At 67.2% G+C, this 26289-nt stretch carries 38 protein-coding genes; all 38 read right to left on the bottom strand.

Annotated features, from left to right (window positions below):
- Positions 1-140: 140 nt before the first annotated feature.
- The 38 genes from rplQ to ACTHL4_RS15270 all read right to left on the bottom strand — a co-directional run bounded on the left by rplQ (position 141) and on the right by ACTHL4_RS15270 (position 26059).
- On the bottom strand, positions 141-716 hold the full coding sequence (rplQ, locus tag ACTHL4_RS15455; RefSeq protein WP_440283647.1) for a 50S ribosomal protein L17: 576 nt from the start codon (positions 714-716) through the stop codon (positions 141-143).
- Between the two features lie 66 nt (positions 717-782).
- Positions 783-1802 carry a DNA-directed RNA polymerase subunit alpha gene (locus ACTHL4_RS15450; protein WP_440283646.1) on the bottom strand — a complete coding sequence of 340 codons (1020 nt, stop codon included), beginning with the start codon at positions 1800-1802 and terminating at the stop codon, positions 783-785.
- Between the two features lie 249 nt (positions 1803-2051).
- Entirely contained in the window at positions 2052-2660 is a 609-nt protein-coding gene (gene rpsD / locus ACTHL4_RS15445) for a 30S ribosomal protein S4 (RefSeq protein WP_440283645.1), read from the bottom strand.
- Positions 2661-2692: 32 nt separating this feature from the next.
- Positions 2693-3097 (bottom strand): 30S ribosomal protein S11, encoded by a 405-nt coding sequence (rpsK, locus tag ACTHL4_RS15440; protein WP_440283644.1) that lies wholly within the window; start codon positions 3095-3097, stop codon positions 2693-2695.
- A 65-nt stretch (positions 3098-3162) separates the two neighbouring features.
- Positions 3163-3537 (bottom strand): 30S ribosomal protein S13, encoded by a 375-nt coding sequence (rpsM, locus tag ACTHL4_RS15435; RefSeq protein WP_325548875.1) that lies wholly within the window; start codon positions 3535-3537, stop codon positions 3163-3165.
- 216 nt (positions 3538-3753) lie between these two features.
- A complete protein-coding gene (rpmJ, locus tag ACTHL4_RS15430; RefSeq protein WP_019286332.1) occupies positions 3754-3867 on the bottom strand; it encodes a 50S ribosomal protein L36 in 114 nt (37 codons plus the stop codon).
- 63 nt (positions 3868-3930) lie between these two features.
- On the bottom strand, positions 3931-4152 hold the full coding sequence (infA, locus tag ACTHL4_RS15425) for a translation initiation factor IF-1 (RefSeq protein WP_006946284.1): 222 nt from the start codon (positions 4150-4152) through the stop codon (positions 3931-3933).
- Positions 4153-4395: 243 nt separating this feature from the next.
- The gene (locus tag ACTHL4_RS15420; protein WP_440283643.1) at positions 4396-4551 is read right to left on the bottom strand and encodes a hypothetical protein; all 156 of its coding nucleotides are present in this window, start codon (positions 4549-4551) and stop codon (positions 4396-4398) included.
- 59 nt (positions 4552-4610) lie between these two features.
- Positions 4611-6038 (bottom strand): hypothetical protein, encoded by a 1428-nt coding sequence (locus tag ACTHL4_RS15415; RefSeq protein ID WP_440283642.1) that lies wholly within the window; start codon positions 6036-6038, stop codon positions 4611-4613.
- Between the two features lie 88 nt (positions 6039-6126).
- Positions 6127-6969 carry a type I methionyl aminopeptidase gene (gene map / locus ACTHL4_RS15410; RefSeq protein ID WP_440283650.1) on the bottom strand — a complete coding sequence of 281 codons (843 nt, stop codon included), beginning with the start codon at positions 6967-6969 and terminating at the stop codon, positions 6127-6129.
- Complete coding sequence (locus ACTHL4_RS15405) at positions 6969-7544, bottom strand: adenylate kinase (RefSeq protein WP_440283641.1); 576 nt, start codon at positions 7542-7544, stop codon at positions 6969-6971. The genes map and ACTHL4_RS15405 overlap by 1 nt, the downstream gene beginning before the upstream one ends.
- 2 nt (positions 7545-7546) lie before the next feature.
- Complete coding sequence (gene secY, locus ACTHL4_RS15400; protein ID WP_440283640.1) at positions 7547-8869, bottom strand: preprotein translocase subunit SecY; 1323 nt, start codon at positions 8867-8869, stop codon at positions 7547-7549.
- Positions 8870-9124: 255 nt separating this feature from the next.
- The gene (rplO, locus tag ACTHL4_RS15395; RefSeq protein WP_440283639.1) at positions 9125-9583 is read right to left on the bottom strand and encodes a 50S ribosomal protein L15; all 459 of its coding nucleotides are present in this window, start codon (positions 9581-9583) and stop codon (positions 9125-9127) included.
- A 4-nt stretch (positions 9584-9587) separates the two neighbouring features.
- The gene (gene rpmD, locus ACTHL4_RS15390) at positions 9588-9770 is read right to left on the bottom strand and encodes a 50S ribosomal protein L30 (protein ID WP_188839002.1); all 183 of its coding nucleotides are present in this window, start codon (positions 9768-9770) and stop codon (positions 9588-9590) included.
- Positions 9770-10438, bottom strand: coding sequence for a 30S ribosomal protein S5 (gene rpsE, locus ACTHL4_RS15385; RefSeq protein ID WP_440283638.1), 669 nt, complete (start codon positions 10436-10438; stop codon positions 9770-9772). The genes rpmD and rpsE overlap by 1 nt, the downstream gene beginning before the upstream one ends.
- A 34-nt stretch (positions 10439-10472) precedes the next feature.
- A complete protein-coding gene (gene rplR / locus ACTHL4_RS15380) occupies positions 10473-10847 on the bottom strand; it encodes a 50S ribosomal protein L18 (RefSeq protein WP_440283637.1) in 375 nt (124 codons plus the stop codon).
- 3 nt (positions 10848-10850) lie between these two features.
- Positions 10851-11390, bottom strand: coding sequence for a 50S ribosomal protein L6 (gene rplF, locus ACTHL4_RS15375; protein WP_440283636.1), 540 nt, complete (start codon positions 11388-11390; stop codon positions 10851-10853).
- Positions 11391-11416: 26 nt separating this feature from the next.
- Positions 11417-11815, bottom strand: a complete 399-nt coding sequence (gene rpsH / locus ACTHL4_RS15370; protein WP_440283649.1) for a 30S ribosomal protein S8 — start codon at positions 11813-11815, stop codon at positions 11417-11419.
- A gap of 126 nt (positions 11816-11941) precedes the next feature.
- Positions 11942-12127: a type Z 30S ribosomal protein S14 gene (locus ACTHL4_RS15365; protein ID WP_188839007.1), complete on the bottom strand. Its 186-nt coding sequence runs from the start codon at positions 12125-12127 to the stop codon at positions 11942-11944.
- A 2-nt stretch (positions 12128-12129) separates the two neighbouring features.
- Complete coding sequence (gene rplE / locus ACTHL4_RS15360) at positions 12130-12699, bottom strand: 50S ribosomal protein L5 (RefSeq protein ID WP_440283635.1); 570 nt, start codon at positions 12697-12699, stop codon at positions 12130-12132.
- A complete protein-coding gene (rplX, locus tag ACTHL4_RS15355) occupies positions 12696-13049 on the bottom strand; it encodes a 50S ribosomal protein L24 (RefSeq protein ID WP_440283634.1) in 354 nt (117 codons plus the stop codon). The genes rplE and rplX overlap by 4 nt, the downstream gene beginning before the upstream one ends.
- Before the next feature lie 2 nt (positions 13050-13051).
- Complete coding sequence (rplN, locus tag ACTHL4_RS15350) at positions 13052-13420, bottom strand: 50S ribosomal protein L14 (RefSeq protein WP_188839009.1); 369 nt, start codon at positions 13418-13420, stop codon at positions 13052-13054.
- Between the two features lie 136 nt (positions 13421-13556).
- A complete protein-coding gene (gene rpsQ / locus ACTHL4_RS15345) occupies positions 13557-13841 on the bottom strand; it encodes a 30S ribosomal protein S17 (protein WP_440283633.1) in 285 nt (94 codons plus the stop codon).
- Complete coding sequence (gene rpmC / locus ACTHL4_RS15340; protein ID WP_440283632.1) at positions 13838-14089, bottom strand: 50S ribosomal protein L29; 252 nt, start codon at positions 14087-14089, stop codon at positions 13838-13840. The genes rpsQ and rpmC overlap by 4 nt, the downstream gene beginning before the upstream one ends.
- Entirely contained in the window at positions 14089-14508 is a 420-nt protein-coding gene (rplP, locus tag ACTHL4_RS15335) for a 50S ribosomal protein L16 (RefSeq protein WP_325548887.1), read from the bottom strand. Before rplP ends, rpmC begins: the two co-directional genes overlap by 1 nt.
- Positions 14508-15344 (bottom strand): 30S ribosomal protein S3, encoded by an 837-nt coding sequence (gene rpsC / locus ACTHL4_RS15330; RefSeq protein WP_440283631.1) that lies wholly within the window; start codon positions 15342-15344, stop codon positions 14508-14510. Before rpsC ends, rplP begins: the two co-directional genes overlap by 1 nt.
- Complete coding sequence (gene rplV / locus ACTHL4_RS15325) at positions 15344-15742, bottom strand: 50S ribosomal protein L22 (RefSeq protein WP_440283630.1); 399 nt, start codon at positions 15740-15742, stop codon at positions 15344-15346. The genes rpsC and rplV overlap by 1 nt, the downstream gene beginning before the upstream one ends.
- 1 nt (position 15743) lies before the next feature.
- Positions 15744-16025, bottom strand: coding sequence for a 30S ribosomal protein S19 (gene rpsS, locus ACTHL4_RS15320; protein WP_188839014.1), 282 nt, complete (start codon positions 16023-16025; stop codon positions 15744-15746).
- Between the two features lie 3 nt (positions 16026-16028).
- A complete protein-coding gene (gene rplB / locus ACTHL4_RS15315; protein WP_440283629.1) occupies positions 16029-16865 on the bottom strand; it encodes a 50S ribosomal protein L2 in 837 nt (278 codons plus the stop codon).
- Between the two features lie 38 nt (positions 16866-16903).
- On the bottom strand, positions 16904-17203 hold the full coding sequence (gene rplW, locus ACTHL4_RS15310) for a 50S ribosomal protein L23 (protein ID WP_188839052.1): 300 nt from the start codon (positions 17201-17203) through the stop codon (positions 16904-16906).
- 7 nt (positions 17204-17210) lie between these two features.
- Positions 17211-18149, bottom strand: coding sequence for a 50S ribosomal protein L4, sunset domain variant (gene rplD / locus ACTHL4_RS15305; protein WP_440283648.1), 939 nt, complete (start codon positions 18147-18149; stop codon positions 17211-17213).
- Entirely contained in the window at positions 18146-18811 is a 666-nt protein-coding gene (rplC, locus tag ACTHL4_RS15300) for a 50S ribosomal protein L3 (RefSeq protein WP_440283628.1), read from the bottom strand. Before rplC ends, rplD begins: the two co-directional genes overlap by 4 nt.
- 19 nt (positions 18812-18830) lie before the next feature.
- Positions 18831-19139 carry a 30S ribosomal protein S10 gene (rpsJ, locus tag ACTHL4_RS15295; RefSeq protein ID WP_114930053.1) on the bottom strand — a complete coding sequence of 103 codons (309 nt, stop codon included), beginning with the start codon at positions 19137-19139 and terminating at the stop codon, positions 18831-18833.
- Between the two features lie 474 nt (positions 19140-19613).
- The gene (locus ACTHL4_RS15290; protein ID WP_440283627.1) at positions 19614-20831 is read right to left on the bottom strand and encodes a CynX/NimT family MFS transporter; all 1218 of its coding nucleotides are present in this window, start codon (positions 20829-20831) and stop codon (positions 19614-19616) included.
- Positions 20828-21505, bottom strand: coding sequence for a FadR/GntR family transcriptional regulator (locus tag ACTHL4_RS15285; protein WP_440283626.1), 678 nt, complete (start codon positions 21503-21505; stop codon positions 20828-20830). The genes ACTHL4_RS15290 and ACTHL4_RS15285 overlap by 4 nt, the downstream gene beginning before the upstream one ends.
- 110 nt (positions 21506-21615) lie before the next feature.
- Positions 21616-24000, bottom strand: a complete 2385-nt coding sequence (gene ppsA, locus ACTHL4_RS15280) for a phosphoenolpyruvate synthase (protein ID WP_440283625.1) — start codon at positions 23998-24000, stop codon at positions 21616-21618.
- Between the two features lie 34 nt (positions 24001-24034).
- Positions 24035-24889, bottom strand: coding sequence for a pyruvate, water dikinase regulatory protein (locus ACTHL4_RS15275; protein WP_440283624.1), 855 nt, complete (start codon positions 24887-24889; stop codon positions 24035-24037).
- 261 nt (positions 24890-25150) lie between these two features.
- On the bottom strand, positions 25151-26059 hold the full coding sequence (locus tag ACTHL4_RS15270; RefSeq protein ID WP_440283623.1) for a hypothetical protein: 909 nt from the start codon (positions 26057-26059) through the stop codon (positions 25151-25153).
- Positions 26060-26289 lie beyond the last annotated feature (230 nt).

The raw sequence follows: 26289 nt of genomic DNA, 5'->3' as shown, positions 1-26289 counted from the left end.
TCGGGGGCGCGCTGCTCCGGCGGCCCACGGCGTCCGACCGGGCCGGGCTGGTCGTCGCGGCCTGCCCTGCGCGGCAACCCCCTGGCCGGGACCCGCCCCCGGGGACCGGGGCCAGGTCTGGGTGTCCGAAGACAGGTGGGTCACTCCTTCTCGGAGCCGGCCTCCTGCTCGTCGCCGACGGTCTCGGTCGACGGCTCCTCGGTCGACACGGACTGCTCGGCGTCCACCGTCGCGGTGACGTCAGCGCTCGCGTCGGTCGACTCGTCGGTGGTCTCGGCAGCGGCCTCGTCCTCCTTGACCGCACGCTGGGTGGCGGCCTCGGCCTCGGCCACGACGGCGCGCTTCGGCTTGGCGTTGACCGGCTCGCGGACGAGCTCGATCACGGCCATCGGGGCGTTGTCGCCCTTGCGAGGACCGATCTTGGTGATGCGGGTGTAACCACCCTGGCGGTCGGCCATGTCGGGCGCGATCTCGGTGAAGAGACGGTGCACGACGCCCTTGTCGCGGACGACGGTCATCACCCGGCGACGGGCGTGCAGGTCACCGCGCTTGGCGAAGGTCACCAGGCGCTCGGCCAGCGGGCGCAGGCGCTTGGCCTTGGCCTCGGTGGTGGTGATGCGGTCGTGCTCGAACAGTGCCTGCGCCAGGTTGGCCAGGATCAGCCGCTCGTGCGCGGGGCCGCCACCGAGACGGGGACCCTTGGTTGGGGTAGGCATGAATACTCCTTGTATGTCGAATCACGCTGCAGCGCAACATGATTCACCGATCTGTGGTGGCGTTTCTCAGTACTGCTCGTCTTCGGCGAAGCTGCCGTCGGCGTCCTCGTCGTCGTAACGGTCCGCAATGGCGCTCGCGTCGAACCCGGGAGGGCTGTCCTTGAGCTGCAGGCCCATCTCGACCAGCTTGTCCTTGACCTCGTCGATGGACTTCGCACCGAAGTTGCGGATGTCCAGCAGGTCGGCCTCGCTGCGTCCGACGAGCTCACCCACGGTGTGGATGCCCTCGCGCTTGAGGCAGTTGTAGGAGCGGACGGTCAGGTCCAGGTCCTCGATCGGCAGGGCCAGGTCGGCGGCCAGCGCGGCGTCGGTCGGGCTCGGGCCCATGTCGAGGCCCTCGGCCTCGACGTTGAGCTCACGGGCGAGGCCGAACAGCTCGACCAGCGTCTTGCCGGCGGAGGCCATGGCATCGCGCGGGGCGATGGCGTTCTTGGTCTCCACGTCGACGATCAGCTTGTCGAAGTCGGTGCGCTGCTCGACACGGGTGGCCTCGACCTTGTAGGTCACGGCGAGGACCGGCGAGTAGATGGAGTCGACCGGGATGCGGCCGATCTCGTGGTCAGCCGACTTGTTCTGCTGCGCCGAGACGTAGCCGCGACCGCGCTCGACGGTCAGCTCCATCTCGATCTTGCCCTTGTCGTTCAGGGTGGCGATGTGCAGCTCGGGGTTGTGCACCTCGACACCGGCCGGCGGCGCGATGTCGGCGGCGGTGACTTCGCCCGGGCCCTGCTTGCGCAGGTACATCACGACCGGCTCGTCGTGCTCGGAGGAGACGACCAGACCCTTGACGTTCAGGATGATCTCGGTGACGTCTTCCTTGACACCGGGGATCGTGGAGAATTCGTGCTGCACGCCGTCGATGCGCAGGCTGGTGACGGCGGCACCCGGGATGCTGGACAGCAGGGTGCGACGCAGCGAGTTGCCGAGCGTGTAGCCGAAGCCCGGCTCCAGCGGCTCGATGACGAAACGCGAGCGGTTGTCGGAGACAACGTCCTCGCTCAGAGTGGGGCGCTGTGCGATAAGCACTGTTTCTTTTCCTTTCCACTGGCCACCGCTATATGAGGCCTAGTGCAAACAATCCGAGGAGCGACTCTGTATTCGCTTCTCGTTATTCAGTTTGAGTCGGTATGGCGAGCATCATCAGGCGACAGCCCCGGCCGACGCACCCACGCGATCAGCCGACGGCGCGGAGGCGACGACCAGGTCAGGCACCCGTGCGAGCGAGCTTGCGAGCCGCACCGCTGCCTGACCTGCGAGGAGCCGGAGCCAGAAAGCTCAGTTCTTCGAGTAGAGCTCCACGATGAGCTGCTCCGTCAGGGCAATGTCGATCTGCTCGCGCGTCGGGAGCGAGTGGATCAGGATCTGCAGCGTCTCGGGCACGACGTGCATCCAGGCCGGGGCCTGCCGCTCACCGAAGGTCTCGCGCGCCAGCTGGATCGGGAACTTCTCCCGCGACTGCTGACGGACCGTGATGATGTCGTACTGCTCCACCCGGTAGGACGGGACGTCGACGCGCTTGCCGTTGACCTCGAAGTGACCGTGGGTCACCATCTGGCGGGCCGCACGGCGGGTGCGGGCCAGGCCGGCGCGGTAGATGACGCTGTCCAGGCGCGACTCCAGGATGACCAGCAGGTTCTCACCGGTCTTGCCGGGACGACGTGCGGCTTCCTTGTAGTAGCGGACGAACTGCTTCTCCATGACGCCGTAGGTGAAGCGAGCCTTCTGCTTCTCCTGCAGCTGGGTGAGGTATTCCTTCTCCTGCACCCGGCCACGGCCGTGCTGGCCGGGCGGGAAGGGGCGCATCTCGAAGTTCTTGTCGCCACCGACGAGGTCGGTCTTGAGGCGACGCGACTTCTTGGTGATCGGGCCGGTGTAACGGGCCATGAGTCAAATCTCCTTAGGAAAGTCTGGGTCGCTCAGCTACGACGCTTGGGCTGGCGGACGCCGTTGTGCGGCTGCGGGGTGACGTCGGAGATCGCCCCGACCTCGAGGCCGGCAGCGGCCAGCGAACGGATGGCGGTCTCACGGCCCGAACCCGGACCCTTGACGAAGACGTCGACCTTGCGCATGCCGTGGTCCATCGCCCGACGCGCGGCAGCTTCGGCGGCCATCTGCGCGGCATACGGGGTGGACTTGCGCGAGCCCTGGAAGCCGACCTGACCGGCCGACGCCCAGGAGATCACCGCACCGGTCGGGTCGGTGATCGAGACGATGGTGTTGTTGAAGGTGCTGCGGATGTAGGCGTGACCCGCAGCGACGTTCTTCTTCTCCTTGCGGCGCACCTTCTTGGCGCCGGAAGCCTGACGGCTCTTGGGAGGCATGAATTCTCCTGAAAACTAAAGACGATGTGGTGAGAGGTGTCCCGGTCGCGTGGAACGCGAGGGGATTACTTGGCCTTCTTCTTACCGGCGACCGTGCGCTTCGGGCCCTTGCGGGTGCGAGCGTTGGTCTTGGTGCGCTGGCCGTGCACGGGCAGACCCCGGCGGTGGCGCAGGCCCTGGTAGGAACCGATTTCGACCTTGCGGCGAATGTCAGAGGCGATCTCACGCCGCAGGTCACCTTCGAGGCGGTAGTTGCCCTCGAGGTAGTCACGCAGCTTGACGACTTCGTCCTCGGAGAGGTCGCGGACACGGGTGTCCGGGCTGACGCCGGTGGATTCCAGCGCCGCGGCGGCGCGGGTCTTGCCGACGCCGAAAATGTAGGTGAGTGCAACCTCGACGCGCTTCTCGCGCGGCAGGTCGACACCGATCAAACGTGCCATCAGGCATTTCTCCTGTTGTCTCGCAGAGGTGTGGTGCGTGATCGGTCCCGCGTCAGCCGGAGTGGCTGGATTGCTGGGTCCCGGGCCTCTGCGCCCGGGGTGACGTCCACGTCGGAAGTGCTCGTATGACGTGAAGTGTGGACCACGCGAATCGAAAGGATTTTCAGTTGTTCACTTCTTGCGTCCGTTGTGCGAAGACGCGAGTCGTGCAGGTGATCAGCCCTGACGCTGCTTGTGGCGAGCGTTCTCGCAGATCACCATGACCCGACCGTTGCGGCGGATCACCTTGCACTTGTCGCAAATCTTCTTGACGCTCGGCTGGACCTTCATCGCACCTTTTGTCTTGAAGTCAGGCCACCGCGGAAGCGGTGGCGGGGCGAACGTGCCGACGAATCAGCGGTAGCGGAAGACGATCCGGCCGCGGGTCAGGTCATACGGGCTGAGCTCCACCACCACACGGTCCTCGGGGAGGATCCGGATGTAGTGCTGTCGCATCTTGCCGGAGATGTGCGCGAGCACCTTGTGACCGTTGGTCAGCTCCACCCGGAACATCGCGTTCGGGAGGGCCTCGACGATCGTGCCCTCGATCTCGATGACACCGTCCTTCTTGGCCATGCCTTCCTAACTGATTCTGTGGCGAGGCACCCTCCGGTTGAGAATGCCCCTGAATTGCGTCGGGTATGCCGTGCACTGCCTGTGCGCGGACACACGCCTGACCGCGTTCGTTGATGAAAACCCCGAAGCGGATGGCGGTCGACCGTGCGCGTGGAAGCAGACACTCCAGACCCGACGGATCAGTCTACCCGGCGACCTGCAGCCGCCCCAAATCGGCGGGACCGGGGGCGGCCGCCCGAAAGGTCACTCCTCGGGCGGGTCCTCGCGGTCGACCGCGATCTCGTCCAGCCTCCGTTGCGGCGGCCGGACCGGCTCATCGGGCTTCGGCGTCCACGCGGCCCAGCCGTCAGTGTGACGGTCGGAGGTCTCGTCCGGGGTCTCGTCCGGTGTCTCGGGCATGGTGTGCTTCCTTTCGTCGCCGCAGCGAGGAGGTCCGCCCGGCCTCTCCGGGCAGTGGCTCATGTCGACGGGTCGACGGGCGGGTTCGCCGGCGTCGCCGGGCCACCCCGTTGCGCCGGGTGGGTATGGCGCACGGACGCCGGCAGCACCGAGACGCACGCGACGGCGGCCGGGGCGATCAGCGTTCCGGCGGCCAGTGTCCCGACCGAGCGCCCGACCACCAGGAAGTCGCTGCTGACCAGATAACGCAACGCTTCCGAGGACAGCAACGTGATCCCGATCGTCAGGAACGTCAGCACGCCCCAGGTGACACCCACGACGGGCGCGGCACCGAGGCGCCGGGATGCGGACCATGCGACGAGCGCGATGGCCGCCAGCACCAGGGCGCACACCAGGATCCAGACCAGCGGGCCGTCGGCGCCGAGGCCGCCCGTGCCCGCACCGGCGTCGCCGGCATCCGATCCGCTCCCCGTACCGATCGTCGAGAAGGTGACGCCCCAGCTGGTGTCGTCGACGCCGAGGTAGGCGCCGGCGAGAATCGCCAGGACCAGCAGCGAGCCGGCCGACGTGAGGGTGAGGCCCCGTGCGGCGTCGCGCCACCGCTGCCCCGGTGCTGCCGCGGCGGTGGTCGAGTTGGCCGGTGCCGCCGCGAGCACCAGCGCCAGTACGAGGAGACCCACGCCGAGCGTGCCGAACGACTTCAGCAACAGGTCCAGACCGGCCAGGACGCTGCCGTCGTACGAGGAGTTCAGACCGGTCTGCCAGGCGAAGACGATGACCCAACACGGCACGCACAGCGAGGCGACCGGCCAGGTGGTGCGGCGGCGGGTGAGCAGCGCCCCGCCGAGCACCGCCGATCCGACCGCCAGCGCGAACCACGTGCTGCAGCTGGCGACCGGCAACGCCACGCCCTTGCCAGTGTCGTTGGCCGCCGCCACCGCGCGGACGCCTTGGTAGGTATTGGCGATCGCGGCGAGGACGGCGGTTAGTGCGGCCGCGTGCCGCCACGCGTCGGCTGATCCGGCGCATCGGTCCTTCCACGGCCCGATGAGGACGAGGGCCGCGCCCGCCAGGGCCAGGACCGGTCCCGACCCGACGGGTGGCATGAGGTGCCCGAAGGACCCGAATCCTGCGCTGGTGTCCTGGAATTCGCCGTGCACCAGGTCGTAGACCGAGTAGACGACCACCGTCGCCACCAGGATCGATCGAATGCCCAGCCGCAACACCGGGTCGAAGTCCTGCCCGATGACCGCGCGCTGCAACACCAGATCGACGACCAGCGCGACGAGGGCGGCGATGAGCCCGATCACGGCCAGCGCGGTCGGACCGGTCTCGTCACGGTCACCGGCGAGATGCCAGGTGCCGTTGAAGGCGACAGTGAGCGTGACGAAGCCGAGCACCAGGCGTGCGATGTCCCAGCCGCGGGCGGCTGCCACTGCAGCCTGTTCGGTGTGCGCCGCACCGTCCACGAACGTCCCCTCCCCCACTGATCCCCTGTATGCCGTGGTGGTCGTGCTCTGGCGATGGTAACCACAGTCGATCCGCCCGCGACAGGAATCGGGCAATGCGGAGCGGCTATTCCAGCGGAGCGAACGTCGCGCCGACGGCGGCGAGTTCGGCGGCTCCCCCGTCGACCGCGGTGAGCACCCAGAGCCCACCGTCCGTCACGGCCACCGTGTGTTCCCAGTGCGACGCTCGTGACCCGTCATCGGTGACGACCGTCCACTCGTCACTCAGCTCGTGGGATTCGTGGGTGCCCAGGGTGACCATGGGCTCCACCGCGACGGTCGCGCCGGGACGCACCTGCGGTCCCCGCATCCGCACCCGTTCGTTGTGGACGGTGGGTTCCATGTGCATCTCGGTGCCGATGCCGTGCCCGGTGTAGCCGTCGATGATCGAGTAGCGACGCCCGTCCGCCCGCGCACTGTCGCGCACGGAGTCCTCGATGACGCCACCCAACTCGTAGATGCCGATGCCGGGCCGTAGTGCGGCGATGCCGGCCCAGAGCGCGCGCCGGGTCGCGGCGGACACCTGCAGGTCCTCGGCACGAGCGGCAGCATCCCCACCGACGACGAGCGTGATGGCGGCATCTCCGTGCCAGCCGTCGACGATCGCGCCGCAGTCGATGGAGACCAGGTCGCCGTCCTCCAGCACACGTGCACCGGGTATGCCGTGCACGACCTCGTCGTTGACCGACACGCACAAGGTGCCCGGAAATCCGTAGTAGCCCAGGAAGCTGGGCGTCGCGCCCTGGCCGCGGATGAAGTCCTCGGCCTGCCGGTCCAGGTCACCGGTGGTCATGCCAGCCCGGGCGGAGTCGCGCAACCACTGCAGGCACTCCCCGACGACCAGGCCGGCACGGCGCATCAGCAGGATCTGCTCGGGCGTCTTGACCGGCAGCCGCTCGCGGCCGAAGATCACGCGGTCGCGAGCCCGTCCAGCGCGGCGTCGATCCGGGAGGCCACGTCGTCCAGTTCGCCGATGCCGTCGATCGGCACCACGAGCTGTCGCTCGGTGTAGACGCGCACCAGTGGAGCCGTCTCCTCGGTGTAGATCCGCTGCCGCTCGCGGATGACGTCCTCGTTGTCGTCGGTGCGGCCGCTGGTCTCCGCACGCTTGACGAGCCGGGCGATCAGCTCCTCCTCGGCGACCTGCAACTCCAGGACGGCATCGAGCTGGTGTCCCCACCCGGACAGCAGTGTGTCCAGTGCCTCGACCTGCGCCAGGGTGCGCGGGTAACCGTCCAGCAGGAACCCGTCGCGCGCGTCGTCCTCGGCCAGCCGGTCGGCGACGATCTGGTTGGTGATCTCGTCGGTGACGTAGCCGCCCGCGTCGAGGATGCCCTTGACCTGTTTGCCGAGCGGCGTCTCGCGGCGGATGTTGTCCCGGAAGATGTCACCGGTCGAGATGTGCGGAATGCCTCGTGATCCGCAGATCCGCTCGGCTTGCGTGCCCTTGCCCGCACCAGGCGGACCCAGAATGATGAGGCGCATTGTTATCTCAGGAACCCTTCGTAATGGTGCTGCTGCAGCTTGGAGTTGATCTGCTTGACGGTATCGAGACCGACACCTACGAGGATGATGATGGAAGCGCCACCGAACGGGAAGTTCTGGTTGGTCCCCACCAAGGCAAGGGCGATCAGCGGGATCAGCGCGATGATCGCGAGATAGATGGCGCCGCCGACGGTGATCCGGGACAGCACGTAGTTGATGTACTTCGAGGTCGCCTTGCCCGCGCGCACACCCGGGATGAAGGAACCGGACTGCTTCAGACCGTCGGCCACCTCATCGGGCTGGTAAGTGATCGACACGTAGAAGAACGTGAAGAACACGTTGAGCAGCGTGTAGACGATCATGTACGACGGGTGGTCGCTCTTGCCCAGGTTGTTGAAGATCCACTCCGCCCAACCGGCCGGCGGCTTGGTCCCTCCCTGCGGGTTGGTGAACTGCGCGACCATCACCGGCAGGGACAGCAACGAACTGGCGAAGATGATCGGGATCACGTTGGCCATGTTGACCTTGAGCGGGATGTAGGTCGACGTCCCGCCATACATCCGCCGGCCGATCATCCGCTTGGCGTACTGCACCGGCAGCCGCCGGATGGAGTTCTCGACGTAGACCACGACGGTGAGGATGACCAGACCCATGACCACGACGACGAGGAACTTGCCCCAGCCCTGGTTGTGGATCGACCAGATCTCGGCCGGCACCCGAGCGGCGACGGAGACGAGGATCAGGATCGACATACCCTGACCGACGCCCTTCTCGGTGACCTGCTCACCCAGCCACATGATCAGGCCGGTGCCGGCGGTGAAGGTGAGCACCATGATGATCAGCGTCGGCATCGCGCCGTCGGTCATGATGTTGGCGCAGGCCGGCCCGTTGCCCAGGATCGACTGCGGGTTGTTGTGCACCGCGGTGACCAGGGTCGAGGACTGCAGGATCGCCAGCCCGATCGTCAGATAGCGCGTGTACTGCGTCATCTTGGCCTGACCGGACTGCCCCTCCTTCTTCAGCTGCTCGAACTTCGGGATCACGACGGTCAGCAGCTGCACGATGATCGTCGCGGTGATGTAGGGCATGATGCCCAGCGCGAAGATCGACAGCTGCAGCAACGCGCCGCCGGAGAAGAGGTTGGCCAGGCCGAGCAGCGACTGCTGACCGCCCGAGCCGTTCTGGCAGGCCTGCACGGCCGTGTAGTTGATGCCGGGCGCGGGCACGTGCGAGCCCAACCGGAACACCGCGACGATGGCCAGCGTGAACAAGATCTTGTTCCGCAGCTCGGGCGTGCGGAACGCGCGGCCGAAGACGTTGAGCAACGTGAGTCCTCCTGGGCCTACCTCCGCGCAAGAAGGTATGCCGTGACAAGTGCCGGCTGGTCCCGTTGGGAACCATGAAGCCGGCCGGGCCCCCACCGGTCGGCGGTGGCACGTGTTGGCTGGCTGCGCCAGAGATTACCTGGCGGGCTCACCGGGTGAGCCGTTGGGGAGCGCGAAACGCCCCGCGGGAACAACGAGACGTGTCATCCCGTCGTTCCCGCGGAGCGTTTCAGCTGTGAATGGTCACGAACCGCTTCAGGCGGCAGTGATCGTGCCGCCCGCAGCCTCGACCTTGTCCTTGGCCGACGCGGAGAACTTCTGCACGGTGAGGTTCACCGCGACGGTGATCTCCCCGGTGCCGAGCACCTTGACCGGCTGGCCCTTGCGGACCGCGCCCTTGGCGACCAGGTCCTCGACGGTGACGTCGCCGCCGTCGGGGAACAGCGCCGAGATCTTGTCCAGGTTGACGACCTGGTAGGTGACCTTGAACGGGTTCTTGAAACCCCGCATCTTCGGCAGTCGCATGTGCAGCGGCGTCTGGCCACCCTCGAAGCTCTCGGGCACCTGGTAACGCGCCTTCGTGCCCTTGGTGCCGCGACCGGCGGTCTTGCCCTTCGAGCCCTCACCGCGACCCACGCGGGTCTTGGCGGTCTTGGCGCCGGGAGCAGGACGCAGGTGGTGCACCTTCAGTGCGTGCGTCTTCTCTTCAGTCATTGCTTCACTTCTCCTCGACGGTCACCAGGTGAGCGACCGCGCGAACCATGCCACGGAACTCCGGGCTGTCCGGCTTCTCGACCGTGTGGCCGATCCGCTTCAGGCCGAGGGACCGAAGAGTCTCCCGGTGCTGCGGCTTGCCACCGATCTCGGACCGGATCTGCGTCACAACCAGCGTGTTTGCCATCAGGCACCTGCCTTGTCGCTCTGCGCAGCGGCGGCGTCGGCCATCGCGTGCTGCATCGCTGCCGGCGCAACCTGGTCCAGCGGCAACCCGCGGCGGGCGGCGACGGCCTCGGGGCGCTCCAGGCCCTTCAGCGCGGTCACCGTCGCGTGCACGATGTTGATCGCGTTGTCCGAGCCGAGCGACTTGGACAGCACGTCGTGGATACCCGCGCACTCCAGCACGGCGCGCACCGGGCCGCCGGCGATGACACCGGTACCGGGGCTGGCCGGACGCAGCAGGACGACGCCCGCGGCTTCCTCGCCCTGCACCGGGTGCGGGATGGTGCCGCCGATCATCGGGACGCGGAAGAAGGACTTCTTCGCCTCCTCGACGCCCTTGGCGATGGCGGACGGGACTTCCTTGGCCTTGCCGTAGCCGACACCGACGGTCCCCTGACCGTCACCGACGACCACGAGGGCGGTGAAGCTGAAGCGGCGACCACCCTGCACGACCTTGGCCACGCGGTTGATGGTGACGACGCGCTCGAGATACTGGTTGCGGTCGTCGCCACCACGGCGCCCGCCGCGGTCATTGTCCCGGCCCCCGCGACGGTTGTCGCGACGGTCGTTGGTGTTGTCGTTCGAGCTGCTGCCGGTGCCGGCAGCGCCTCGACGCTGGGGTCCAGGCATCAGTGCTTCCTCATTTCGACGTTGAACATTGCCATTACAGAGTCAACCCACCTTCACGAGCGCCGTCCGCGATGGCGGCGACCCGACCGGCGTACTTGTTGCCGCCGCGGTCGAAGACGACCGCCTCGACACCGGCCGCCTTGGCGCGCTCGGCGACGAGCTCGCCGACCTTGCGGGCCTTGGCGGTCTTGTCACCGTCGAGTGCGCGCAGGTCCGCTTCCATGGTCGACGCGGACGCGACGGTCTTGCCGACGGTGTCGTCGACGACCTGGACAAACACGTGCCGCGAGGAGCGGTTGACGACCAGGCGGGGACGCTCCGCGGTGCCGGACACGCGCTTGCGCAGCCGGAAGTGGCGCCGAGCGCGGGCCGCAGCCTTGCTCGTGGAACGCTTGACGATCTTTGCCATGGCTTACTTACCAGCCTTTCCGACCTTGCGGCGGATGTGCTCGCCTTCGTAGCGGACACCCTTTGCCTTGTACGGGTCGGGCTTGCGCAGCTTGCGGATGTTGGCGGCGACCTCACCGACCTGCTGCTTGTCGACACCGCTGACCGAGAACCGGGTGGGGTTCTCGACCGCGAAGGTGATGCCCTCCGGAGCCTTGACCAGGATCGAGTGGCTGTAACCGAGGGCGAACTCCAGGTCCGAGCCCTTCGCGGTCACGCGGTAACCCGTGCCGTGGATCTCCAGCTTCTTGGTGAAGCCGTCGGTGACACCGACGACCATGTTGTTGATGAGGCTGCGGGTCAGGCCGTGGCGGGACCGCGCGTCGCGCTCATCGTTGGGGCGTGACACGTTGATCACGCCGTCCTCGCCCTTGGCGACGGTGATCGGCTCCGGCACGGTGAGCTCGAGCTGGCCCTTGGGACCCTTGACCGCAACGGCCTGGCCGTTGATGGTCACCTCGACACCGCTGGGCACCGGAACGGGAAGACGTCCAATACGTGACATCTGTCTAACTCCTTATCTGTTCCGGGTCACCAGACGTAGGCGAGGACTTCCCCGCCGACGCCCTTGCTCGCCGCCTGCTTGTCAGTGAGCAGACCGGACGAAGTGGACAGGATGGCAACGCCGAGACCGCCCAGGACCTTGGGCAGGTTGGTGGACTTGGCGTAGACCCGCAGACCGGGCTTGCTCACGCGGCGGACGCCGGCGATGGAGCGCTCCCGGTTGGGGCCGTACTTCAGATCGATGGTGAGCGTCTTGTCGACACCCTCGCCCTCGACGCGGAAGCCGGAGATGTAACCCTCCGCCTGGAGGATCTCGGCGATGTGCGACTTGAGCTTGCTGTGCGGCATCGTCGCCGAGTCGTGGTGCGCCGAGTTGGCGTTCCGGACGCGGGTCAGCATGTCCGCGATCGGGTCGGTCATGGTCATGGTGGGCACTTGCCCTTCTCACCGTGGTTTCTGCGGGCCGGAGCCGGTGCGGACCTTCGGTGTAGTTGTTACGTGGTTTTTGCTTGGTGTGCTGGCGAGTATGACGACCGGGTCGTCATACCGTTGTCACCAGCTCGACTTGGTGACGCCGGGCAGTTCGCCGCGGTGTGCCATCTCGCGCAGGCAGATACGGCACAGGCCGAACTTGCGGTAGACGGAGTGCGGGCGGCCGCACCGCTGGCAGCGGGTGTAGCCGCGCACCGCGAACTTCGGCTTCTTGTTGGCCTTGTTGACCAGGGCCTTCTTCGCCATGCTCAGTTCTCCTTAAAAGGGAAGCCGAGGTGCTTCAACAGGGCCCGGCCTTCGTCGTCGTTGCTCGCAGTGGTGACGACCGTGATGTCCATACCGCGGACGCGGTCGATCTTGTCCTGGTCGATCTCGTAGAACACCGACTGCTCGGTCAGACCGAAGGTGTAGTTGCCGTTGCCGTCGAACTGCTTGGGCGACAGACCGCGGAAGTCGCGGATGCGCGGCAGTGCGATCGACACCAGGCGGTCCAGGAACTCCCACATGCGGTCGCCGCGCAGCGTGGTGTGCGCACCGATCGGCATACCCTCACGCAGCTTGAACTGCGCGATGGACTTACGGGCCTTGGTGACGGCCGGCTTCTGGCCGGTGATCGCCGCCAGGTCCTTGATGGCGCCCTCGATCAGCTTGGAGTCACGGGCGGCGTCGCCGACACCCATGTTGACGACGACCTTGGTCACCGTCGGCACCTGCATCACGTTGGCGAACTGGAACTCGTCCTGCAGCTGGCCCTTGATCTCGGACTGGTAGCGAGCCTTCAGGCGCGGCGCCACCTTCTCCGGTGCAGTTGCACTCATGCCAGGTCCTTTCCGGATCGCACCGACACGCGGGTGCGAACGGTCTTGGTCCGACCGTCACGCTCCACCTGCTCCTCGCGGATGCGGATGCGGGTCGGCTTGTTCGTCTCGGGGTCCACGATCATGACGTTGCTGACGTGGATCGGCGCCTCGGTGACCTCGATGCCACCTGCGCCGCCGCCCGGCTGACCGGCCTTGACGTGCTTGGTGATCCGGTTGACGCCCTCGACCAGCACACGCTGACGCTCGGGGTCGACCGAGATGACCTTGCCCTGCAGACCCTTGTCCTTGCCGGAAATCACCTGGACGAGGTCGTTCTTCTTGATCTTCATCTTCGGCTTGCCTGCCATGTTCAGAGCACCTCCGGCGCGAGCGAGATGATCTTCATGAACTTCTTGTCGCGCAGCTCCCGGCCCACCGGACCGAAGATGCGCGTGCCACGCGGGTCACCATCGGTCTTGAGGATGACCGCAGCGTTCTCGTCGAACTTGATGTAGCTGCCGTCCGGACGGCGCTTCTCCTTGCGGGTACGCACGACAACGGCCTTGACCACATCGCCCTTTTTGACGTTGCCGCCCGGGATGGCGTCCTTGACGGTCGCCACGATGGTGTCACCGATGCCGGCGTAGCGACGTCCCGAGCCACCGAGCACCCGGATGCACAAGATCTCCTTGGCACCGGTGTTGTCGGCGACGCGCAGTCGCGACTCCTGCTGGATCACGTTTCTTCTCCTGTCGTCTCACTGGTTCTCGCTCTCGGCGAGCCTTGTGGAACGGATGTGTTTGCAGTTGCGGCGGCGAGCCACCGCGGTGGTCGTATGACGGGCCGGACGAGCCGGCCGCGTCCTACGAACGTTCTTACTTGGCCTTCTCGAGGATCTCCACGACGCGCCAGCGCTTCTGCGCCGACAGCGGCCGGGTCTCCATGATCAGGACACGGTCGCCGACGCCGCAGGTCTCCTGCTCGTCGTGCGCCTTGACGCGGGCGGTCTTGCGCTGCACCTTGCCGTAGAGCGCGTGCTTGACGCGGTCCTCGACCTCGACGACGACCGTCTTGGTCATCTTGTCGCTGACGACGTAGCCCTGGCGCGTCTTGCGGTCGTTGCGCTCGGTCACGGTTGCTTCCTTGTTCTCTTCGCTCATGACCCGACCTTCTCGTCGGTCTCCTGCTGGCGCCCGATGCCGAGCTCGCGCTCACGCAGCTCGGTGTAGATGCGCGCGATGTCCTTGCGGACCGCACGCAGCCGCGAGTTGTTCTCCAGCTGGCCGGTGGCCGACTGGAACCGCAGGTTGAACAGCTCCTGCTTGGCCTTGCCGAGCTCGTCGGCCAGCGCCTGGTCGTCCAGCTCACGCAGCTTCGCGGAAGTCAGGTCCTTCGAACCCACTGCCATCAGAGGTCACCACCTTCACGCGCGACGAAGCGGCACTTCATCGGCAGCTTGTGCATCGCCAGGCGCAACGCCTCGCGAGCAACTTCCTCGGACACACCGGACAGCTCGAACATGATCCGACCCGGCTTGACGTTGGCAACCCACCACTCGGGCGAGCCCTTACCGGAACCCATGCGGGTCTCAGCCGGCTTCTTGGTCAGCGGGCGGTCCGGGTAGATGTTGATCCAGACCTTTCCGCCACGCTTCATGTAGCGGGTCATGGCGATACGAGCGGACTCGATCTGCCGGTTGGTGACGTATGCCGGCTCCAGCGCCTGGATGCCGTAGTCACCGAACGACACAGCGGTGCCACCCTTGGCGGCTCCACCGCGCTTGGGGTGGTGCTGCTTGCGGTGCTTCACACGACGGGGAATCAACATCAGGCTTCAGCTCCCTGGTTGCTCGCCGCGGCCTGCGGGGCCTCGGCGGACGTGTTCTCGGCGACCGGCGCCTCGACAGGAGCCTCGGTGCTGCGCGGGCCCGCGTCACGACGGCCACGGCCACCGCCACGGCGGTCGTCACGACGGCCACGCGACGGGCGGCTCGGTGCAGCAGCCTGCTCGCGTGCCAGCTCCTTGGCGGTCAGATCGCCCTTGTAGATCCAGACCTTCACGCCGATCCGGCCGAAGGTGGTGCGGGCCTCGTAGAAGCCGTAGTCGATGTTCGCGCGCAGCGTGTGCAGCGGCACACGGCCTTCCCGGTAGAACTCGGTGCGGCTCATCTCGGCGCCGTTGAGACGACCCGAGACCATGACCCGGATGCCCTTGGCGCCGGCGCGCTCGGCCGTCTGCATGCCCTTGCGCATGGCGCGACGGAAGTTGACACGCGCCGACAGCTGCTCGGCGATGCCCTGGGCGACCAGCTGAGCGTCGGTCTCGGGGTTCTTGACCTCGAGGATGTTCAGCTGGACCTGCTTGCCGGTGAGCTTCTCCAGCGCACCACGCAGGCGGTCCGCCTCGGCGCCGCGGCGGCCGATGACGATGCCCCGACGGGCGGTGTGGGTGTCGACGCGCACACGGTCACGGGTGCGCTCGATCTCGACCTTGCTGATGCCGGCACGCTCCATGCCGGTCGACATCAGGCCGCGGATCGCCACGTCTTCCTTGACGTAGTCGCGGTAGCGCTGACCCGGCTTGGCCGAGTCGGCGAACCAACGGCTCTTGTGGTCCGTCGTGATGCCGAGACGGAAACCGTTCGGGTTGACCTTCTGACCCATTACCGGCCACCGTCCTTTCGCTCGGGCTGTGCAACGTGCAGGGTGATGTGGCTCGACCGCTTCAGGATCCGGCTCGCGCGACCCTGGGCACGGGGACGGAACCGCTTCATGGTCGGGCCCTCGTCGACATACGCCTCGGTGACGACCAGCAGTCGCTCGTCGAACGCGACCGAGGCCTGGTCGGCCTTCTGGCGGGCGTTGGCGACGGCGCTGTTGAGGGTCTTGAGGACCTGCTCGCTCGCACCCTGCGGCGCGAACGTCAGCAGGTGGATGGCCTCCTGGACGTTCTTGCCGCGCACCATGTCGACGACGCGACGGGCCTTCATCGGCGTGATGCGGACGAACCGCGCCTGTGCCTTGGCTCCCACGGTCGGGGTGGTGTTCTCAGTAGTAGACATATCAGCGACGACGTCCCTTCCGGTCGTCCTTCTCGTGACCCTTGAAGGTCCGCGTCGGGGCGAACTCGCCGAGCTTGTGGCCGACCATCGCCTCGGTCACGAAGACCGGGACGTGCTTGCGACCGTCGTGCACGGCGAGCGTGTGGCCGAGCATGTCGGGCGTGATCATCGACCGGCGGGACCAGGTCTTGATGACGTTCTTGGTGCCGGCTTCGTTCTGTGCGTCGACCTTCTTCTGAAGGTGATCGTCGACGAAGGGGCCCTTCTTCAGTGAACGGGGCATTTCTTACCGCTTCTTTCCAGTACGACGGCGACGCACGATGAGCTTGTCGCTCTCCTTCTTCGGGCGACGGGTGCGGCCCTCGGCCTGACCCCACGGGCTGACCGGGTGGCGACCACCCGAGGTCTTGCCCTCACCACCACCGTGCGGGTGGTCCACCGGGTTCATCGCGACACCGCGCACGGTCGGGCGCTTGCCCTTCCAGCGCATGCGGCCGGCCTTGCCCCAGTTGATGTTGCTCTGCTCGGAGTTGCCCACCTCGCCGATCGTCGCGCGGCAGCGGACGTCGACGTTGCGGATCTCGCCGGACGGCATACGCAGCTGGGCGTAGGGGCCGTCCTTGGCGACGAGCTGGACGCGCGCGCCGGCCGAGCGGGCGATCTTCGCACCGCCACCGGGCCGCAGCTCGATGCAGTGGATGACCGTACCGGTCGGGATGTTGCGCAACGGCAGGTTGTTGCCGGGCTTGATGTCGGCGCTCGAGCCGTTCTCGACCGTGTCGCCCTGACGCAGGCGGTTCGGCGCGATGATGTAGCGCTTCTCGCCGTCGGCGTAGTGCAGCAGCGCGATGCGGGCGGTGCGGTTGGGGTCGTACTCGATGTGCGCGACCTTCGCCGGGATGCCGTCCTTGTCGAGACGACGGAAGTCGATCACGCGGTAGGCACGCTTGTGACCGCCACCGATGTGACGGGTCGTGATGCGACCCGACGCGTTACGACCGCCGGTCTTGGGCAGCGGACGCACCAGCGACTTCTCGGGCGTCGAGCGGGTGACCTCGGCGAAGTCGGCCACGCTCGAGCCACGACGGCCCGGCGTCGTCGGCGTGTACTTGCGGATAGCCATTGTCTGTCCTTAGGAGTCTTGTCTGCGGGCGATCGTCTTCAGGCCTGGGAGCCGAAGATGTCGATCGCGCCTTCCTTGAGCGAGACGATGGCGCGCTTGGTGTCCTTGCGCTTGCCGGTGCCGAAGCGGGTCCGGCGCGTCTTGCCCTGACGATTCATCGTGTGGACCGAGTCGACCTTGACGTCGAAGATCTCCTCGACGGCGATCTTGATCTCGGTCTTGTTCGCCCGCGGGTCGACGAGGAAGGTGTACTTGCCCTCGTCGAGCAGGGCGTAGGACTTCTCCGAGACGACCGGCGCGATCAGGATGTCGCGCGGGTTCTTGCCCAGTTGCGTCATGGCAGAATCACTTGTCCTTATCGGTCTTCTGCGCGGCAGCACCACCCGCCGGGGCGAACCCGGCAGCAGCGGCGGCCTCGGCCGTCTTGAACCACACCTCGGCGACCGTGGCGTCATACCAACGGGATCCGGCGACGTGGTACTTCATCGAGTCCTTGTTGCCCTTGACCGTGAAGGTCTGCGGGTCGGGCGACGCACCGTCGGCCAACGGGGCGGCCGAGTCGGCGCCGAAGCCGCCCTCGGCGACCTCGGAGGCAGCTGCCTCCGTCGTGGCGGGCTGCGCCGGGGCGGCCGAAGCTGCCTTGACGGCGGCGGCCGGACCGGCCAGGAAACGCTCGAGCGCGGCCTGGGTGAACACCAGGTCGTCGGCGCACAGCACGTCGTAGGTGTTGAGCTGGTCGGCGAACAGCACGTGCACGTCGGCGAGGTTGCGCACTGACAGCAGCGCGGTCTGCTCGTCACGGCTGAGGACCACCAGGAGGTTCTTGCGGTCGGTCAGGTCGCCCAGCAGGTTGGCGGCGTTCTTGGTCGACGGCTTGTCGCCCTCGACGAACGATGCCAGCACGTGGATGCGGTCGTGACGGGCCCGGTCGGACAGGGCGCCACGCAGCGCGGCGGCCTTCATCTTCTTGGGGGTCCGCTGTGCGTAGTCGCGCGGCTTCGGGCCGTGCACGATGCCACCGCCGGCGAACTGCGGGGCGCGGGTCGAACCCTGACGGGCGCGGCCGGTGCCCTTCTGGCGGTAGGGCTTCTTGCCACCACCGCGGACCTCGCCGCGGGTCTTGGTGGAGTGCGTGCCCTGACGTGCCGCGGCCAGCTGCGCCACCACGACCTGGTGGATCAGCGGGACGTTGGTCTGCACGTCGAAGATCTCGGCCGGCAGCTCGACGGTGCCCGCCTTGGCGCCCGAGGCGCTGGTGATGTCAACGGTCGTCATCTGGCTCAGGCCTCCTTGACGGACGACTTCGCCGCGGTCTTGACCAGGACGATGCCGCCGCGGGGGCCGGGGACGGCGCCCTTGATCAGCAACAGACCCTTGTCGGTGTCGATCGCGTGAATCGTGAGGTTCTGGGTGGTCTGGCGCTCGCCGCCCATGCGGCCCGCCATACGCATGCCCTTGAAGACGCGGCCCGGGGTGGCGCAGCCACCGATCGAGCCCGGCTTGCGGTGGTTCTTGTGCGCACCGTGCGAGGAGCTGACACCGGCGAACCCGTGCCGCTTCATGACACCGGCGAAGCCCTTGCCCTTGGTGGTGCCGACGGCGTCGATGCGCTGTCCGGCCTCGAAGGTCTCCACGGTGACTTCCTGACCGAGCTGGTAGTCGGCAGCGTCAGCGGTGCGGATCTCGGCGAGGTGGCGACGCGGCGTGACGCCGGCCTTCTCGAAGTGACCGGTCAGCGGCTTGTTGACCTTGCGCGGGTCGATCGCGCCGTAGCCGATCTGCACCGCGTGGTAGCCCTCGCCCTCACCGCGGACAGCGGTGACGACGCACGGGCCGGCCTGCACGACGGTGACCGGGATGAGCCGGCCGTTCTCGTCCCCGACCTGCGTCATGCCGAGCTTCTCGCCCAGAACACCCTTCACGGAACGCTCAGTTGTGTGAGTCATATCGAGTCATTCCTCCCGTTCAGAGCTTGATCTCGATGTTGACGTCCGCCGGCAGGTCGAGACGCATCAGCGAGTCGACGGCCTTCGGTGTCGGGTCAACGATGTCGATCAACCGCTTGTGGGTACGCATCTCGAAGTGCTCGCGGCTGTCCTTGTACTTGTGCGGTGAACGGATAACGCAGTAGACGTTCTTCTCCGTCGGCAGCGGCACGGGGCCGACCACCGTTGCACCGGCACGAGTCACCGTGTCGACAATCTTGCGCGCCGAGCTGTCGATGACTTCGTGGTCATACGACTTCAGTCGGATGCGGATCTTTTGTCCCGCCATTCGCCCGTGTCTCTCTCTCGCCGTACTTCAGTTACTTACTAGGTCTGTTCGGTGTGAGACCCGGCCGCACTCCCCGACCCCCGCGCTCGGGTGTGTCGCGTGTGCTCCGCAGCACGACGCCGACTTCTCTGGCGTGGTTGGCCGGGCGAAACCAGTGATTTCGCACCTGTGGCTTGCGCTTCCCGACCTCACCCGGACGGTCTGCCTGCTGGCGGACTGGGCGCTTTCGGGGCGGCAGTTCGGCGTCTCACCGGGGCCGGATCGCTCCGGCTCGGTCGGCGACACACGTGATCACTGCGCGTCAAGCAACTTGAACAGTCTGCCAGAGAGCGACACACAGACCAAATCGAGGCGCGTGAGGTCGACCACGCCGCGAGACGAGACCCGGCGCAACCAGCGACCGTCGCCGGTTGTGCACGCGGCTCGGTCCCCGCCTCGAGGCGACCGCATCCCGCCAAGTCCTCGCCGACACCGTCAGTGCAGGTCCGGTGCCATCCGGCCCGCCCCGGCAGCACGCAGCGCGGCCACTCCCTGCGGTATGGCGGCACAGGCGAGCACGATCATCGCAACCGTCCAGGATCCGGTGCCATCATGCACCGCGCCGATGAGGATCGGGCCGACGGCGGCCAGGCCGTAGCCGACGGACTGCGCCATGCCCGATACCTCGCCGGCCTGGGCGGTGGAGTTGCTGCGCAGCACCATGAACAGCAGGGACAGGCCGATGCCGCAGCCGGGGCCGACCATCACGATGCAGGCCCACAGCACCGGGGCATGGTGCACGGTCAACAACCCCACGAAGCCGAGCATGCTGAACGCGAGCGTGCCCAGTGCGATGCCGCGCTGGTCCGCCAGGCGCCCCGCGACGATCGGCGCGAGCAGCGAACAGGTCAGTCCCGCGGTCTGCGCCGCGGCGAGCACCCCGCCCGCGGCGCCGATCGACATACCGGTCTCGTCGACGAGGAACTTGGGCAGCCAGGCACCGAAGGTGTAGAAGATGAACGACTGGAAGCCCATGTAGATCGTGATGGCCCACGCCGTGCGGTCGCGCCATGTGCCGGCCGATCGACGGGACGTCTCGACCGTGTGGCGGCGCCGCAACTGGGGCAGCCACTGGACCATCGCGGCGACGACCAGCAGTCCCCATGCCGCGAGGGTCACTCGCCACTGTCCGTGCAGCGCATCGGCGATGGGCACCGTCAGACCGGCCGCGACCGCGGCACCACCGGACAGGGTCATCGAGTAGAGACCGGTCATCAGGCCCGAGCGGTGCGCGAAGTCTCTCTTGATGAGCGCGGGCAGCACCACATTGCAGATCCCGATGCCGGCACCCACCAGCACCGAACCGGCGAACAGCGCCGTCGCCGACGCCACGAGCCGCAGCAGGATGCCGGCCAGCAGCACCGCGAGCGCCCCGAAGATGGTGCGCTCGATGCCGTAACGGTGCGCCAGCCGTGGCGCCAGCGGCGAGCTGATCCCGAAGAAGAGCACTGGGAGTGTGGTCAGCAGACCAGCGGTCGAACTGCTGAAGCCGAACGTGTCGGAGATCGTGTCGATCAGCGGCGACACCGACACGACGGCCGGACGCAGGTTGGCCGCCACGAGCATGATGCCGAGCGCGGCGACGAGTGCGCTCCGGCCGCCGAGTGCCGTGTCCTTGCGGGCGGGCAGCGTCCCAGCCCTTGCCTCGCTCACTGTCGAGCACCTTCCTCGGCCTCGGCGAGATAGTCCGCGACGGCGTCTCGGGCGGCGTCGGGATCACCGCGCTCGATCGCTTCGACCAGCGCACGGTGTCCCGGCGGATGGATCCGCGTGGACTGCAGGGCTCGGGTGACCTCCGCGTGCGACCGGCGCATCGCCTCGAGCACGCCCGCATAGATCTGCACGAGCAACGGGTTGCCGCACCCGGCGACAACGCCCTCGTGGAAGGCGAGGTCGGCCTGATCGTAGGAGTCGAGTTCGCCTGATACGAAAGCGTTTTCGGCAACCTCCAACAAACGCCGTATCCGCTTCCTGGCGTCCGCCGTCGCGGACCGTGCTGCCGCGGCCGCCGCCTCGGTCTCCAGGGCGCGGCGCACCTGGAGCAGGTCGAGCAGCTCCGCCGTGGTCTCGCGTTGGATGACGGCGGCATACGGATTGGCGCTGCGCACATAGGTGCCGTCGCCACGGCGCGGCGTGAGCATGCCGACGTGTTCGAGGGCTCGCACCGCCTCGCGGATGGTGTTGCGGCCGACACCGAAGCGCTCGACCAGCTCCGGTTCGGCGGGAATGCGTTCGCCGATCGGCCAGTCCCCGTCCCGGATCAGCCGCTCCATGTGGGCGACGACGAGCTCGCTGGTGCGCTTCGGCGGTGGGATGGCAGCGGACACCCATTGAACCTAACGTGGGATGTTTGGCGCGCGCGTGGTATGGCGAAGGCGCCCACCCGGATCGGAAGGGCGCCTTCGACATACGTGCGGAGACTGCCGGCCGGCAGTTGCTAGGCGGAGGCGTGCTCCTCGCTCCGCTTGGCCAGGCGCAACCAGGTCTCCACGACGGTGTCCGGGTTGAGCGACATCGACTCGATGCCCTGGTCGAGCAGCCAGTCGGCCAGGTCGGGGTGGTCCGAGGGGCCCTGCCCGCAGATGCCGACGTACTTGCCGCGGTCCTTGCAGGCCTTGATCGCCATGGCCAGCATCGCCTTGACGGCCGGGTTGCGCTCGTCGAAGCCCGCCGCGACCAGCCCGGAGTCGCGGTCCAGCCCGAGGGTCAGCTGGGTCATGTCGTTGGAGCCGATCGAGAAGCCGTCGAAGTGGTCGAGGAACTGGTCGGCGATCACCGCGTTGCTGGGGACCTCGCACATCATGATGACCTGCAGGTCGTTCTCACCGCGCTGCAGGCCGTTGCGGGCCAGCAGGTCGATGACGCCCTTGCCCTCCTCCAGCGTGCGCACGAACGGGATCATCACCTTGACGTTGGTCAGGCCCATGTCCTCGCGGACGTAGCGCAGCGCCTCGCACTCCATCGCGAAGCAGTCCGCGAAGTCCTCCGACAGGTACCGCGATGCACCGCGGTAGCCGATCATCGGGTTCTCCTCGTCCGGCTCGTAGCGCTCGCCGCCGAGCATGCCGGCGTACTCGTTGGACTTGAAGTCCGACATGCGCACGATGACCGGCTCCGGGTAGAACGCCGCCGCCAGCGTCGAGACACCCTCGGCGACCCGCTTGACGAAGAATTCGCGCGGGCTGTCGTATGCCGCGATCAGCGCCTCAATGTGGCTGCGGATCTCCGGCGCCTGGTCCTCCAGTTCCAGCAGTGCCCGCGGGTGGATGCCGATCTGCCGGTTGATGATGAACTCCAGCCGGGCCAGGCCGATGCCCTTGTGGGGCAGCCGGCTGAACTCGAACGCCTGGTCCGGGGTGCCGACGTTCATCATGATCTTGACCGGCACATCGGGCATCTCGTCCAGGGCGGTCTCGTCGACGTCGAAGGCGCGGGCGCCGTCATACACGAAGCCGGTGTCGCCCTCGGCGCACGAGACGGTGACCTCCTGGCCGTTGGTGAGGTCGCGGGTGGCCGATCCGGTGCCGACCACCGCCGGGATGCCCAGCTCGCGGGCGATAATCGCCGCGTGGCAGGTGCGGCCACCCCGGTTGGTGACGATGGCCGAAGCCCGCTTCATGATCGGCTCCCAGTCGGGGTCGGTCATGTCGGCCACCAGCACCTCGCCGGCCTGGAACTCGTGCATGGAGTCGATGGAGTCCAGGGTGCGCACCGCGCCGGCGCCGATCTTCTGGCCGATCGCGCGCCCCTCGACCACGACGGGGCCGCGTTCCTTGAGCACGAATCGCTGCAACGTGGAGGCGTTCGCCCGTGACTGGACGGTCTCCGGACGGGCCTGCAGGATGTAGAGCTTGCCGTCGACGCCGTCCTTGCCCCACTCGATGTCCATCGGCCGGCCGTAGTGCTCCTCGATCGCGACCGCATGCTTGGCCAGCTCGGTCACCTCGTCGTCGGTGAGCGACAGCTTGCCCTGCTCGGCCTCGTCGACCGGCACGAAATGGATGGTCTCCCCCACCGTCGCGTCGCCGGTGTAGACCATCTTGGTGGCCTTTGAACCGACGCCGCGCTTGAGGATGGCCGGGCGGCCGGCCCGCAACGCCGGCTTGTAGACGTAGAACTCGTCCGGGTTGACCGCGCCCTGCACGACGGCCTCGCCCAGGCCGTAGCTGGAGGTGATGAACACCGCGTCCCGGAAGCCGGACTCGGTGTCCATGGTGAACATCACGCCGGAGGAGCCGATGTCCGAGCGCACCATCCGCTGGATGCCGGCGGACAGCGCGACCAGTGAGTGGTCGTAGCCGGCGTGGACCCGGTAGGCGATGGCCCGGTCGTTGTAGAGCGAGGCGAAGACCAGCTTGATCGCGTGCAGGATGTTGTCGATGCCGCTGATGTTGAGGAAGGTCTCCTGCTGACCGGCGAAGGATGCGTCCGGCAGGTCCTCGGCGGTCGCGCTCGAGCGCACCGCGAAGGTGACCTCCTCGCCCTGCTCACCGGTGAGCCGCTCGTATGCCGAGCGGATGTCCGCCTCGAGGTCGGCCGGGAACGCCTGCTGCTCGATGTCCCCGCGGATCTTCGCGCCGACCTTGGCCAGTTCCCGCACGTCGTCCACGTCGAGCCCGTCGAGCAGTTCGTCGATCTCGGCCTTCAGGCCCGTCTCGGTGAGGAACCGCCGGTAGGCGTCCGCGGTCGTCGCGAAACCGGTCGGCACGCTGACACCGGCCTTGGAAAGGTGCTGGACCATCTCACCGAGCGAGGCATTCTTGCCGCCCACGGTCTCGACGTCGTTCATGCCGAGATCGGCGAACCACTCGATGTTCGTCATGTCGGGATTCCTTTCGTATGACGCGACTTTCGCGTCATCGTCCTCCGGCGCCGGAAGTGCGTCCGGCACTCAGCTTGCGCGTCTGCATGATGGTCGCGGCCATCTCCTCCACCGACATGGCGGCGGAGTTGGTGTAGGGGATGCGGTGCCTCCGGAACATGGCTTCGGCCCGGCGCAACTCGTAGGTGCACTGCGCCAGGGTGGCGTAGGTCGAGCCGGGCCGGCGTTCGGTGCGCACCTGGCTCAGCCGCTGCGCGGTCGACAGCAGGCCGTAACACTTGTCGACATACGGTGCGATCGGTGTGGGCAGCCCGCCGGACTCGAAGTCCTCCTCGACCAGGGGATAGTTGGCCACCCGGAGGCCGTACTGCAGCGCGAGGTACATCGTCGTCGGCGTCTTGCCGCATCGGGACGGAGCGGTGAGGATGAGGTCGGCGCGTTCGAGCTGGCGCAGGCTCTGCCCGTCGTCGTGCTCGATGGCGAACTCCACGGCCTTCATGCGGGCGTCGTACTCGCCGACATCCCGCATGCCGTGCGCACTGCTGGCGTTGTGCGCCGCATTGACGTGCAACACCCGCTCGACCATGTCCAGGTGCGAGCCGAACAGGTCGATGAAGGCGCACTCGGTGCCGGACAGGATCTCGCGGATCTCCTCGACCGCGACGGTGGAGAACACCAGCGGTGTCACCACGTCGGTCTTGATCGCATCCATCTGGGCGACGGCCTCACGGGCCTGTTCGGGCGTCTTGATGAACGGCAGCTTCTCGCGCACGAACCGCACGCTGGGAAACTGCTGCAACATCATGTTGCCGAGCGTCTCCGCAGAGATCCCCGTCCCGCCGGCCACGAAGAAGACCGGGGTCGGAGGCGTCTCGGCCGGGAAATCCACAGGCCGAACTCTGCCACATCGGTCGGCCCGAGCGTGACCCGGTGCAATTCGCGAGACCGGCGCCCCAAGATCCGTTTTGCCAGCGATGCCGACAGGTCGTCATACCTGCTCACAACCCTCAACGGTCGCGGGGTGTGCGCGCCGCGGCGCCGATTCACGTGCACAACCCTCAACGGTCGCGGGGTGTGCGCGCCGCCGCGCCAATTCACGTGCACAACCCTCAACGGTCGCGGGGTGTGCGCGCCACGGCGCCATCGGATGTCAGCCGAAGTGCCGGCGCCAGCCGTCGTGGATTGTGACCGGCTCGCCGGTGCGCAGCTGGACCGCGTCACCGATGCGACTTAGCACCTGCAGCGGCTCGCCGAACATCGCACTGGAGGTGATGATCACGAACCGCCATTCGAGGCCCTCGATCTCCTCCCGCCGCAAGATGTCGCCGTCCCATTGCGCTTCGCGCCTGATGTGGTGACGCCCGTCGAATTCGATCGCGAGTCTAAGCGCGACGTACGCGAGGTCGAGTTGCCGATATCTCGAACCCAATTCGACGACATGACCAATCGTGGGCTCGACCATCCCGGAGCTGGTGATCAGCAGGCGCAGCCTGGTCTCGTTGGGCGAGTCGACCTTCGAGCGGACGTGCGCGGCAACCTCGCGGGCCCGGCGTGCGCCGTTGCAGTGGCGGTCGGCGACGAACGCCCGTAACTGAGCCGGAGTGAGCGTCGTATGCCGGACCAGCGAGTCACCGAGGATCAGCAGGTCGACGAACTCCAGAACCGCAGCGAGGTCCAGGAACGTCTGTGCCGGCGTGGTCAACCAGACTCCGGAGTTTTGCGCCAGCTCGGGACGATGCGTGTAGAAGTGCAGTCGTATACCCCGATGGGTCGAGTGGTGCCGCTTGGGCGTGCCCAGATGTATGTCGGACGCATGCGGCGTCACTGCACCCCACAACGCCGCGGCGGTGTGGTGCGAGGCGAATCGCGCGGGAGGAAGTGCGCTGAGCAGGTAGCCGACCTTGGCCAGGAGACTCGGCGGCGAGCTGGCGGACGTGTAGACCCCGCGAATCAGCGGCCGGTATTCCGGCCCGGAGAGGCTGCGCCGGCTGATGCCCGATCGGACCGCATCCCTCGAGGTGAAGATGCTGCCCAACACAGGTACGACTTCGTCCGTCATACCAGGAGGCTGGCACGTTCACCACACGTCCGGGCGTTGTCCACAGGGCGCGAGGTCGGGCCTGCACACAACCCTCAACCGTCGCGGGTTGGTCAAGTCCCTGGTAGTGGTGTAGCGGTTCGCGTTCTCCTTGTTGAGGTTTCAGGCGGTGAGTTCGGGTAGTTGATCGGCTCCGATCTCGGGTTCGGTGGTAGTGATGACGGTGATGCGGCATCGGGCGAGGACGTCGA

The organism is Flexivirga sp., from assembly GCF_051955415.1.
Classification (GTDB): Bacteria; Actinomycetota; Actinomycetes; order Actinomycetales; family Dermatophilaceae; genus Flexivirga.
The sequence above is the reverse complement of the archived record's forward strand: the minus strand, read 5'-3'. Positions and strand labels throughout refer to the sequence as shown.